7 protein-coding genes are annotated in these 12,347 nt (G+C 32.7%); 1 reads left to right on the top strand and 6 read right to left on the bottom strand.

Translation table 11 applies throughout. The features are described from left to right. Positions 1-90: 90 nt before the first annotated feature. From NO995_RS14885 to NO995_RS14875, 3 genes are all read right to left on the bottom strand, one after another. Entirely contained in the window at positions 91-1,602 is a 1,512-nt protein-coding gene (locus NO995_RS14885) for a RagB/SusD family nutrient uptake outer membrane protein (RefSeq protein ID WP_258228187.1), read from the bottom strand. A gap of 25 nt (positions 1,603-1,627) precedes the next feature. Further along, positions 1,628-4,936 carry a TonB-dependent receptor gene (locus NO995_RS14880; protein ID WP_258228186.1) on the bottom strand — a complete coding sequence of 1,103 codons (3,309 nt, stop codon included), beginning with the start codon at positions 4,934-4,936 and terminating at the stop codon, positions 1,628-1,630. Positions 4,937-5,098: 162 nt separating this feature from the next. Further along, a complete protein-coding gene (locus tag NO995_RS14875) occupies positions 5,099-6,274 on the bottom strand; it encodes a FecR family protein (protein WP_258228185.1) in 1,176 nt (391 codons plus the stop codon). Positions 6,275-6,383: 109 nt separating this feature from the next. Between NO995_RS14875 and NO995_RS14870 the strand changes: the two genes are divergently transcribed. Next, on the top strand, positions 6,384-6,986 hold the full coding sequence (locus tag NO995_RS14870; RefSeq protein ID WP_258228184.1) for an RNA polymerase sigma factor: 603 nt from the start codon (positions 6,384-6,386) through the stop codon (positions 6,984-6,986). 524 nt (positions 6,987-7,510) lie between these two features. On the opposite strand, the gene NO995_RS14865 is transcribed toward NO995_RS14870, so the two are convergent. Genes NO995_RS14865 through NO995_RS14855 form a run of 3 tightly spaced genes read right to left on the bottom strand, consistent with a single transcriptional unit; the run spans position 7,511 to position 12,344 of the window. Continuing rightward, entirely contained in the window at positions 7,511-8,899 is a 1,389-nt protein-coding gene (locus NO995_RS14865) for an alpha/beta fold hydrolase (RefSeq protein ID WP_258228183.1), read from the bottom strand. A gap of 3 nt (positions 8,900-8,902) precedes the next feature. Further along, the gene (locus tag NO995_RS14860) at positions 8,903-10,873 is read right to left on the bottom strand and encodes a TlpA disulfide reductase family protein (protein ID WP_258228182.1); all 1,971 of its coding nucleotides are present in this window, start codon (positions 10,871-10,873) and stop codon (positions 8,903-8,905) included. 55 nt (positions 10,874-10,928) lie between these two features. Next, positions 10,929-12,344, bottom strand: coding sequence for a RagB/SusD family nutrient uptake outer membrane protein (locus NO995_RS14855; RefSeq protein ID WP_258228181.1), 1,416 nt, complete (start codon positions 12,342-12,344; stop codon positions 10,929-10,931). Between the last annotated feature and the right edge of the window lie 3 nt (positions 12,345-12,347).

Genomic DNA, 12,347 nt, shown 5'->3' with positions numbered 1-12,347 from the left:
CTACCCTTATGTTTTAATAAAGGGAATATTAATCTCTTTCTTGAATAGAAAACACTATTCAAGAAAGAGTTTTATTGATTTCAATTATTACTAATAACCAGGGTTCTGGTCTTCTTGACTAATTTCAGGATTGACTCTTATTTCTCTTTGAGGAATTGGCAGTAACAAATGTTTTTCAGTAACATTATAAGCACCTGGAGGAAGAGAAATACCTATTGGGTAATAATAATTCTGTGGGTTACTTCTGATATTATCACCTTGAGCATTTAAAACAGAAATAGCATTATTTGTTCTTACTAAATCTAACCACCTTTTATTTTCAAAAGCTAATTCAATTTGTCGCTCATGCAAGATCATGTCTCGTAGTTCAGATTGACTGGCAGATGTTATTTCACTTAAACCAGTTCTAGAGTGTGCATGTACCATATTAAAATAGTTAATGGCATCTGCTTCTCCTTGTTCATTTTTAGCTTCTGCTATCATTAACAAAACTTCTGCATATCGATAAACAGGCCAATTATTGTTTGTATTAGGTGCTAATGATGAACCTTGAGTATACTTTTTAATATAAGGAACATCCACATATTGCCCTCCTGTATAGAATTCTATAGAAGCATTTAGCCTCAAATCACCCGACTCATAAGATGCAATAAGTTCAGGTGAAGGAATATTCCAACCGCCAGCTCCATTGGAATATCCAGAAGGGAAACCATCTATAACCCCTACGTCACTTAGAACCGGCAAGAAATTAAAAGCGAAATTACTAGATAAACCAGCACTCGCATCATCCCAATATTGTACTTCAAAAATTAATTCTGAATTTCCTTTGTTAGCTGGATTGAAAATTGCTTCATAATCTGAAAGTAAAGAATAGCCAGACACATCTAATAGAGTTGCCTCGGCTAGATCCCATTCTTCTCTGACAAGATAGATATTACCAAGAAGGGTTTGGGCTGCCCCTTTGGTTACTCGTCCTGCATCTTGATTTCCAACATTAGGCAATAATGTAATAGCTAACTCTAAATCTGATATTATCTGCTTATAAATAACTTCAGTATCCACTCTAGGTCCTGACGTATCGTTATAGGAAGCAGGCGGGTCTAATTTAAGCGGCACCGCACCAAAGTACTGAACCAAGTCAAAATAAGCAAAACATCTAATGAACAAGGCTTGCCCTTTAAAGTTGCTTCTTGCATCTTCATTTATCTCTGCATTATCAACTCTACTTAAAATTTGATTAGCACGACCTATTAAAATATAATTATTATCATATTTTGTACTTGCATGAGCTCCATTTGCATCAGCTATAAATTGGTCAATATATTCCAGTCCAGCAAATCCTCTGTTAGAAGAATTATAATAAAATATAGTATTATCAGATCTCATTTCTCCCGTAATCCATGCTCCATAGTCTGCCAAGCCTATGCCATATAAATTCCTTAGCGGAGCATACATACCTATAGTTGCTTGATCGAAATCTTCCTCGGTCTTAAAAAAGTCATCGGCAGAAACCACTGTCTCTGGTAAGTTTGTTAGGAATTCATCATCGCATGACACAAATAATAATCCCAGTATTAAAAATATATAAATATTAGTTTTCATAGTTTTCATTTAATTTCATTAATTATTAAAGTGACACATTTAAACCCAAAGTGAATGTTCTCGGTATTGGGTAAGCCGTTCTATCTGCTCCAGAGAATAACCCTCCTGCAGAAGACACTTCTGGGTTTGCCCCAGGATACTTTGTAAACACAAATGCCTGTTGCACACTTGCGTAAACTCTGAAATTTGATAAAAAACTGATATTTGATGTTGGAAAATTATATCCTAAAGTGATGTTTTTAATAGTCAAATAAGATGCATCGTAAACCAATTTTGAACTAAACCAATCTCGTTCAGGCCCTGTTGTTCCTGCAGCCACTGTACCGTAACGACCAGCTCCAGGATCGTTTTCAGATCTCCATCTATCTAAAACCCCTCTATTTACGTTAAAAGATCCATCAAGATTTCCTGTAAACCTTTCAATTACATTAACTATTTTATTTCCTTGTGACCCTTGCATCACGACGGACAAATCGAAATTTTTATATTTAAACGTATTTGTTATACCGTAAATAAAATCTGGATTAGTATCTCCTAAATATGTAAAGTCCCTCTCGTCATTAGTTACCTGACCATCTTCATTTTGATCTACAAATCGAATAGTTCCAACAGCTGCACCTGTGTGTTTTGCTCCTTCATCAAACTCTTCTTGATTTCGAAATAATCCGTCAGCCTGTAAACCATACAGTTGCCCCATTGGCTTACCTACTTCGGTAATTGTATACTCACCTCTAACAGGTGCATTATCTACTCCTAATTTTAAAACTTCATTTTTGTTAAAAGCAATATTAAAATTAGTATTCCACTTAAATTCACCTTCAAAATTCTTAGTATCTAAGGCAAATTCATGTCCCCAAAACTTAAAGTCTCCAATATTTGTAGCATAGTTATAGAACCCCGAGGAAATAGGAATTTCAACAGTATATAATAAATCTGTAGTCTTCTTTTCATAATAATCATATGAAAGATTAATACGATTATCAAACAGTCCTAACTCTAAACCTAAGTCTAACTGTCCTGTTCGCTCCCAACCTAGTTCAGAATTATCTAATCCTGCTAAACTTTTTCCACCAAATAAAACATTATTTATAGGATAATTGGTAGATACCACCGAGGCATATTGTGTGTAATTTCCAACATTATTATTACCTGTTACTCCATAACTACCTCTAAGTTTTAAAAATGAGATTTCTGGAATATTCGCCATAAAGTTTTCTTTAGTCACGATCCACCCTCCAGCAATAGAAGGAAAATTACCCCATCTCTTGGCTTTACCAAATTTAGAGGAACCATCTGCTCGATACGATGCGGTTAATAAATATTTATCTTTAAAGCTATATTTCACACGACCTAAAACAGAAGCCAAGCTCCATTCTTGAATATCTGTACTACCTGTAATTGTAGTTGCAGCATTTAAAGTTTCTATACGATTATCAGGAAAACCGGTGCCTGACATTGTTCCACTTTCACCTTGCGCAGCTTGTGTGGTATAACCTCCTAGTACTTCAAAGTCATGATCACCTAAGTTTACATCATACTTTAGCGTATTTTCTAAAATCCAGGAATACCCATAATTATTTGAATGACCTGCATTAATTCTTGAAGGATCGTTAGGGTTACCTGGATTAAATACACCGCCTGCTGTTGAAGGACTAAAATAATCACTCACAGAGTTACCTATATCAATACCAGTCATAATTTTATAGGTTAAATTTGGTACAATCTCTGCTTCTAAAAAGGCATTTGAAAGAACACCTAGATTTTTACTTGTATTTTTAACAGCATGAATTTGATGATACCAGTTAGGCATAGGAACAACTCCGTTAACAAAAAACTCATTATCCCATCCCGGTAAACCATATGGTGTAGAACCATCTGAATTAATATAATCATAAATAGGATTGGTTAGCAAAGCTCCTTGAATAATACCTCCCGTTTGATACCATACGCCATCTGTTTGTGGTGATTTCCTTGTAGTAAAAGTTGGAGCAACATTAAAACCGACTTTGAAGCGATCGCTAACTTCATAATCTAAATTAGCTCTTAAAGAAAACCTTTTAAACTCTGAATTCAACAGTACGCCTTGTTGATTAAAAAATCCTCCGACTACCGAAGCTTTTAATTTATCTGTTCCACTACTATATGACAAACTATAGTTCTGAACTGGTGCTGTTCTTGTTATAACATCAAACCAATCAGTTCCTTTTCCATATTCTTCAGGCGTTTGATAAGCCTCAGGGACGGCTTGCCCCCTAGCTTCAAAAATTTCCTTTTTAAATTGAGCGAATTCAGTAGCATTAAGCATGTCTGGCTTACCTTTATCCGGTATCTGCTGAATACCAGAATACATACTAAAGGACAAAGCGCCTTTTCCCTTTCCTCGTTTTGTTGTAACTAGTACAACCCCATTTGCTGCCCTTGAACCGTAAAGTGAAGTTGCAGATGCATCTTTTAATACCGAGATACTTTCTATTTCATCCGGATTTAAATTTGCAATATCTCCAGTAATAGGAAAGCCATCAACAACATATAAAGGATCACTACCAGCTGAAATGGACGCCTGCCCTCTAACACGTACCGAAAGACCAGCACCGGGTATTCCAGTAGTTTGCTGTATTTGAACACCTGTCAAACGCCCTTGTAATTTCTGTGTTACCTGAGACACCGGAAGCTCCTTTAAATCTTCACCGTCTACTTTTTGTACAGACCCCGTAACTTTACTTTTATCTAATGATCCGTAAGCCACAACAACAATATCATCCAAAACAGAAACCTCCTGCTTTAGGACAATATTTAAGGTTGTTGTTTTAGTAACCTTTACTTCTTCCTTTTTGTAACCTATATAAGTAAATTCTAAAACGGCTTCAGAGTTTACATTTATCACAAATCTTCCACTAAAGTCTGTTACCGTTCCATTCGAAACCCCTTTTTCTAAAACGTTCACACCAGGCAAAGGCATTCCTTCTTCATCAACAACAGATCCGGAAACCTCAACACCTTGAATAATATTATTACCTAAATCGCTATCAACAGAGGCCTCTGTTAAAATTAAATTGTTATCAACCAATTCATACTGAACATGACTGAATGAAAAAACCTGGTTTAACAATTCTGAAATTTCTACTTCCCCTTTTTCTAAACGTATTTTGGGTGCATTTTCAAATAAGCGCTTAGGATAAATAAAACTGTAATCGGTTTGTTTTTTAATTATTTTGAAAACTTGACTTACAGAAACCCACTGATCTTTATCTATAGAAATTTTTTCTTGCGAAAAAGTAATTTCTGAATTGAGACTGAAAACAGTAGTACAAAATAGAATTAAAAAAGTTCTCATAATAATTAGTAGCAGCCGCTTTTGGATTTTAAAACGGCACTTAATAAAATTAATTTTCATAATTTAGCTTAATGTTAGTTAGACAATTGTTTAATTAATGTTTGCAGAGGGATGTTGTTTGGAGACCGCGAAATTTCAAAACTTCTTCCCTCTTTTCTTATTTTAGTTTAGTATTAGCTTCTTTTCATTAAATTTATAATCATTTATTACTCCTGAATTTTTAATTGATTTTAAAATTTCTTTAATATCTCTGTCTTTAAATAGCACCCCCATAAACTCCTCTGATTTTATAGCTTCATTTTCAAAAACAACATCCATATCGTACCATCTAGACAATACAACCATGATTTCCTGTAAAGACATATCTTCAAAACTAAATACACCTTCTTTCCATGAAATGAGACTGGCAACATCAACCTCTGCCAATTTAACATCCCGATTTAAGACATTAAGTTTCACTTGTTGATTAGGTGCTACATGTTGAATTTTATCATCTACGCTTAATTCAATTTCTCCCTCTACTAATGTAGTGTATATATTTGCTTCTTCTCTATAAGCTTTAATATTGAATTCTGTTCCCAAAACATGAACTTCTTGATCATTTTGGTATACTTTAAAATCATCCCCACCATTTCTTTCACTGGAAGTCACATCAAAGTAAGCTTCTCCATAAACCAATTCTACTGTTCGTGTGTTTCCCTTTAAAAAGGCTACAGGATATTTTAATTGAGATTCAGAATTTAACCACACTTTCGTACCGTCAGACAGAGTTATTTGAAACTGTCCTCCTCTAGGTACTGTTAAAATATTATACTTTAAATCTTTACTGCCTTTATCTTCATAAATAATTTCTTCTCCATTACTATTTACATTTTGCAACACAAATTCTTCACCTTTATTCAACTCAATTTCAGAACCATCCTCAAGGGTTAGAGTTGCTTTATCTGTCCCTGGTTCAATAAAAGAATTAACTATAACCGGTTCTTCCCTTTCATAATTAAACAACTTTTCTTTAAACATGTAAGCAGTAGCCAATACTCCGATAATTATTGCAGCTGACGAAACCTTAATAAGGTTATTTATTATTTTTAGCTTAACTACCTTACTTTCTTTAAGTTTTTTATCGTCATCAATTAAACTTAATAGACTATCCCTAACTTCAGTCTTTTCAAATGATTTTAAATTATAGTCCACTGAATAATTAATTTTAACATAAGCTAAGAACAGTTCATAATTACCTGAATCTTGTAACCAATCTTCCAAATAATCCAGTTCGTTTGACGAACACTGATATGTTAAAAATTTAACAATTATATTTTCAGTTTCTTTTGGCACCATTTTTTACTACCTTTTTATTTAATTACGATGCTCAATTACATAACCCTAATTTTTTTAGTATTTTTTTATAAATTGCACAAACAACCAACTAACTAATTACGAATTTGATATGAATAACCATATTTACGAAAATTCAGATCTTATTAACGCATTAAAACAAGGAGAAGCAAAAGCTTATAGTTTTTTAGTGGATCATTTTCATCATAAACTTTGTATTTATGCATTTAGCTTATGTCATGACGATGATATAGCTAAAGATATTGTCCAAAATGTTTTTATTAGTATTTGGAAAAGAAGAGAAGACTTAAACCCTAGTTTTAACTTCAAAAACCTCTTATACAAATCTGTTTACAATGAATTCATAGATCATCATAGAAAAAGAAGAAAAGTTCTTGAATTGGAAAAAAAATACATTGAAGGTTTAAGTACAATTATTGAAGAAGATCATGAAAAATCACTTGAAAAATTAATCTTATTAGTAAAGCAAGAAATAGAAAACTTGCCTAAAAAATGTAAACAAACTTTCCTTTTAAGTAAAAGAGATGGTCTAACAAATATTGAAATATCTGAATATCTTAATGTTTCCATTAAGGCTGTTGAAGCAAATATGACAAAGGCCTTTAAAATTTTACGGAAATCAGTAGGAGATAAAACTAACAGTATTCTTTTTATCTTATTTGATTCTTCGAAAAAGAAAATATTATTGAAATAATAATTTAATACTGAACATCTAACAAAACTCATTAAGTTTTAAACTTAATCATAAAATCTTAATTTTAAAAAATGCCAAATTAATTCATATAATCTTGCCACTTAATTAAAATATATTTTTCCGTGTTTTGTTCTTTCCTTTTAAGAAAACTGTAAATTACTTTAAGGGTCAATTACAGAGAGTTAAAGAAGAATAACAATTTGCTCTCAAACTATTATTATACAGCTCTAATTTTAGCATCAGAAACAGATGAAAATCAAAGTCAAACGCAATTAAAAAAGCTAAAAACCTTTATTAACAATTTACTTGAAAGAAGTAAAGAAGTATTTCTATAAAATAAAATTTCAGGATTGAAATATTCTGAAGTGGCAGAAAAATTAAATATTCCAATTAAAACTATTGAAGGCCATATTTCTAGAGATTTAAGCTATATTCGAGAGTGTATGCATTAGTGTTAAAATATTAACTGCAACCTATTTTAAACAACAAAAGCAGTCTTATTGCTGCTTTTGTTATAATCAAATCTATTTATTGTGTTGCTTAATCCATTTTGCGATATCATTAAGAACCACTTGAGAAAACACCTCATCTAATTCCGGTATTTCTTCATTTGTACATGATACACAATGCTGATACATATGGTTTAGTGATGGATATATTTTAGTTGTTAAATCGGTTGATTTAGGCAAATATTTTTTAAATCCATTTAAATTCTCTTTTGCCAACACCATGATATCCATTTCACCGTTTAATGCTAAAACAGGGACTTCTATTTTAGATAAAAATTCTTCTGGGTTATAATGGATCATATATCTGTACCAATTGGTTTTAGCTGTTCTTGCATAACGGTAAATTAAGTTCATATCTCGACCATCATGTAAGTTAAGAGCTTCAATAGTGCCTTTTTCTTGTTTTTGTTTCCAATTACCAACAGTATGCTCTAGTTTCAATTCTAAACTATCATCTTTTTTTGAATCGTAAACGGTTTGAAACATCTCATTAAACAGTTCCATATGCTTATTCAACAACCCATCGGACTTATGGAGTCCTTTTAAAATTTCAGCATTCTGCAACTCCAACATTTTCAAACCATTAACCGCAACACCAGATAAGCTAATCACATATTTCACTTCTTTGTTTCTTGACGTTTCAATAGAAGCAACCATACCACCTTCACTGTGCCCAATAAGTCCTAATAATGAGTTATCGATATCATTTCGTTTCCTCAAATAATTTATGGCCTCGCTTACATCGTTAGCAAAATCGAGAGTAGTTGCTAAACTAAAATCACCAGTTGTTTCACCAATTCCTCTATCGTCAACTCTAAAAGAAGCAATCCCCTTTCTCGCCAAATAATCTGCCAAAACGGTAAAAAAATGATGTCCTGAATATGAATAATCTCGATCGTGTTGGCCAGTACCAGAAATCAAAACCGCTAACGGATATTTTTTCTTTCCTTTGGGTAATGTTAACGTTGCCCCATAGGTTAAGCCCGTTGAGTTTCCGTTAAACTTAACATCTTCAACAACATATGGATATGGCTTTTTAGGATGTTGTGGAAAGTATAGTGGCTGAACTGAATCTACCTTTTTAAAATTTAAACTGAAAGGTGTCGTATTATAAGGCTGAAGTGTGCTTTTACCAAAATTATTCAATACTAGCATTTTTAGCTTAAATCCGTAAGAATCATTATCTGCAGAAAGACTATCTCCATCTTGTTTTATTACCAAAGGAATATTTTCATAACCCTGCTCCAAAACAGATAGATATATTGTGTCATTTACAACAACATTATTATTTACCTTAACAACATAACGTTTAGAGTTATGTTGCGCTTGCCAAATATTTTGAGAATAACCTGAAATAAAAAAACAACCAAATATTAAAACCAGTAATGACTTATGAAAATGCATATTCTATTTTTCGTTTTTTAAATACTCTATAACAATTGATATTTCATCGGCTAATTCGCTCGGGCTTCCCATATAGCCAGTAGATCGCCATCTTAAATTACCTTTGGCATCGATAATCATTTTTTGAGGTATACCAGAAAAATGAAATGCTTTGGCATATTTAGAATAAGTATTATCTAATTTCCCTGTTTCAGGGTTTTTAGCATCAAAAAGAACATTAAAACTATATTGCTTTTCTTTAATAAATTCGCGTACTTTTTGTTTATAATTTTTATCGAATTCCTGAGTGTCTAAAAAGTAAAATTGTACGTTTTTGTCGTTAGCATACTTGTTTACCACCATTTGCATTCCTGGCATTGCTTTTTTACATGGCGCACACCAAGTAGCCCACATATCAATAACAACTATTTTCCCTTTTTGTTTGCTTAGTTTAACTAAGCTTCCATTCATACTTTCTAACTTAAAACCTTCGATAGGTTTATTTATAATCTCAGAAATAACTTTAGTTTTATGCTCTTCAAATGCTAAACCTTTCGATTTTAGATTTGAAATATATTCATCAAAAGAAATGCTATATTTTTGACTATTAAAATCTGACCTTAGCACTTCTAACATTTCAGGGGTAGTATTATTTTCTTTAACACATGCTTCAATAAAACTTATAGCCTGGTCTTTTTCCCCTCTTCTAATCAGTTGTCTTGCATACAAATCATTATAATCTGAATCTTTGTATTCGTATATAGATTTAATTTTATCAACAAACTTCTCTGCCTCTTCATAGTTTTTTGTGTCTTCCAATATTTTTGCATAGGTTAAATACTCTTTTGAAGACAACTCTAAGGCATTTTGTTTCCATTGATTTGGTGATAACTTACCTTGAAACTCTTTTGGAATAATATGCTCTCTCTTCTCTAATTCCGGGAAAATTTTACGAGAAAACATTAACAAACTATCTAATGCCATAGTCTCACGATTATGAGGAATGGAAACTAAATGCCAGGCATAATCTAAAACCGTGTAAAAACTTGCATCTTGAATGTTATCAAAAATAAAGTTAAAGTCGTTGTATTTGGTTATATGAGTATAGGCAACAGCTTTATAGGTCTTATCGTAATACATGGCCTCAACATCTGTATAAATATCTTTAAATTGTTCATTAGGAAATTGATTTTCAAACACTTTAAAATCCTTTATTTTCTTTTCTAAATTTGGTTCTCTAAACATTTTCAGAATACTTTTATCTCTTGCCAATACACCACTTGGATAAGTTTTTAATAGCACACTTTGAACCGAATCTAAATATGCTTTTTCTTCTTGCTTAGGCAATAATTCCAAAGTATTTTGAAGCTTATATTGCTGAACCTTATTGAGTTTTTTCGATAATAAAAAATTTACTTCCTTCTTAATTCGATCCAAAGGCATATTTGGCTCCATAATTTTACGCAGTTTTAACCCTGCATAAAACACATCAAGTCTGCTCTCTGGATGAAACTGCATTTCATTATTAATCCACATCATCGTAACCTCACGGTCAATCATCGCTAAACTATCAGCAATTTTAGGCGTTTCGTATTGAAAATCTGGACTTCTTAAGAGTGCCCAAGCATAACGACTTAAAGGCTCTCTATCTAACATCCAAGTATAAGTCAATTTACCTCCATTATCAACAACACCGTCCGCTTCAAAAACACAAGTTATTAGCGCTGTTTGTTCTGGTAAAATTATAGAAGCTTCCCATACACCTTCTGATTGCTCCAGAAGAATTAAATCTTTAACCTGCCATTGGTCTTTTACAAATAAATATACCCGACCATAAATTTCTTCTTTGTCATTCAATACCGTTTGCCTAGTATTATATGAAATTGTTATTTGATCGCCAGGATTTGGAAATTTTGGAGTAATATTAAAAGTTTGTCCAAAAACTGAGGTACAAACAGTTAACATACCTATTAAAAACATTGTTATTAATCGCATGAATTTGAATTTTAAAGCACCCGCCGACTAAAACGGGTGCCTATTGATAAAATGATTAAGGGTTTTGCTCTAAATTTGGAGCATAATTAAATAATGTAGATGCAAATGGAAACTGATAACGATTACCTTCTGGCTCTAGAGTAAAAGTCTGATCTAAATACTTATGTGTAATGGTTTTGGCAAAACGCACATCTTTGTTAAGGCGCTTTAAGTCAAACCAACGGAATCCGCCTTTACCCATAAGTTCGCGTCTGCGCTCTTCTAAAACTTTCAATAAAGCATCTTCTGAATCGGTAGCCGTTAAATCAACATAATCAGCAGCCTTAAATCGCTTCATTCGTAATGTATTTATAGTTTGCATTGCCGATTCTGTATCATTTGCTCTTGCCAGACACTCTGCTTTAATTAACATCATTTCTGGTACCGTAGGCCCTGCATTTCTGGCTTCTCCTGTTAATATTTCTCTACAAAACGCTCTACCTCCTGAAAATGCCCCCCAGGTCATATCGCCTATTGGACGTGTAAACATCGTATATCTTAAATCTCCGGAATCAAATAAATTTAACACCTCATCACTTAAAGACAATAGCGTAGGTGAGTAAATATATGATGTGCTGCTTTGCTTAGACAGCATTAACTCAGGATCTTCGTATCGTTTAAAAAAAGAATAATCATAAGCATTTTCATAATCTTCTAAATTGATTAATGAACTATTAATGTCTAATGCTGCTTCTGCATTTTTTAATGCTTCAGTGTAATTGCCCATATACAAATATGTTCTTGCCAATAAAGCGAAGGCTGATGATAAAGAAGGAAACGCTATGTTTCTTCCGGTTTGCTTATCTACCATTCCTGAAGCAATAGCTTCTTCTAAATCTGAAACAATTTGATTGTATACATCTTCAACAGGAGTTCTTATTATTTCTTCTTCAACAGTTGGTTCCGTAAACATTGGGATACCTGGATCTGTTGCTGAACTACTAACGTCATAAGCTTTTCCATATAGATTTACTAACTCTAAAAAAACAAATGCACGATGTACTAAAGCCTCTCCTTTTAAAGCTGCTTTTTCTAATTCAGTTCCTCCATTACTATTCATAACTTCAGAAATAACAACATTTGACAGATATAATGCTGAATACATTGTATTTAAGGTATAATCTGATTCTCCTGCGTAATAAATAGAATCTGCCCATTTATATACTTCTTTATATGGACGATAGTATGAACTTGTTCCGTAGTAATTTTCGAAATACTGGGCGTGTCCATCTCTTATCGCTATATCATCAGACATCAAATCTATTAATGCATTCGATCTATCGAAACTGTAGGTATTGTTTAATAGGTACCTATAGTTGATGGTCTCTTCCGGCACTAATTTGCCTTCAGTTTTAATATCAACATAATCGTCGCAACTGGTTAAACCTAAACCTACTGCTATTGTATATATATAAATTAAATATTTTTTCATCTC

The sequence above is a fragment of the Aestuariibaculum sp. M13 genome (assembly GCF_024723255.1).
Lineage (GTDB): Bacteria > Bacteroidota > Bacteroidia > Flavobacteriales > Flavobacteriaceae > Aestuariibaculum > Aestuariibaculum lutulentum.
This window is presented reverse-complemented; position numbering and strand designations above follow the sequence as displayed.

What these genes read in the sequence shown, in the direction of transcription:
- NO995_RS14880 (WP_258228186.1), bottom strand. Translation starts at nt 4,936, where the DNA reads ATGAGAACTTTTTTAATTCTATTTTGTACTACTGTTTTCAGTCTCAAT.
- NO995_RS14870 (WP_258228184.1), top strand. Translation starts at nt 6,384, where the DNA reads ATGAATAACCATATTTACGAAAATTCAGATCTTATTAACGCATTAAAA.
- NO995_RS14885 (WP_258228187.1), bottom strand. Translation starts at nt 1,602, where the DNA reads ATGAAAACTAATATTTATATATTTTTAATACTGGGATTATTATTTGTG.
- NO995_RS14865 (WP_258228183.1), bottom strand. Translation starts at nt 8,899, where the DNA reads ATGCATTTTCATAAGTCATTACTGGTTTTAATATTTGGTTGTTTTTTT.
- NO995_RS14875 (WP_258228185.1), bottom strand. Translation starts at nt 6,274, where the DNA reads ATGGTGCCAAAAGAAACTGAAAATATAATTGTTAAATTTTTAACATAT.
- NO995_RS14855 (WP_258228181.1), bottom strand. Translation starts at nt 12,344, where the DNA reads ATGAAAAAATATTTAATTTATATATATACAATAGCAGTAGGTTTAGGT.
- NO995_RS14860 (WP_258228182.1), bottom strand. Translation starts at nt 10,873, where the DNA reads ATGCGATTAATAACAATGTTTTTAATAGGTATGTTAACTGTTTGTACC.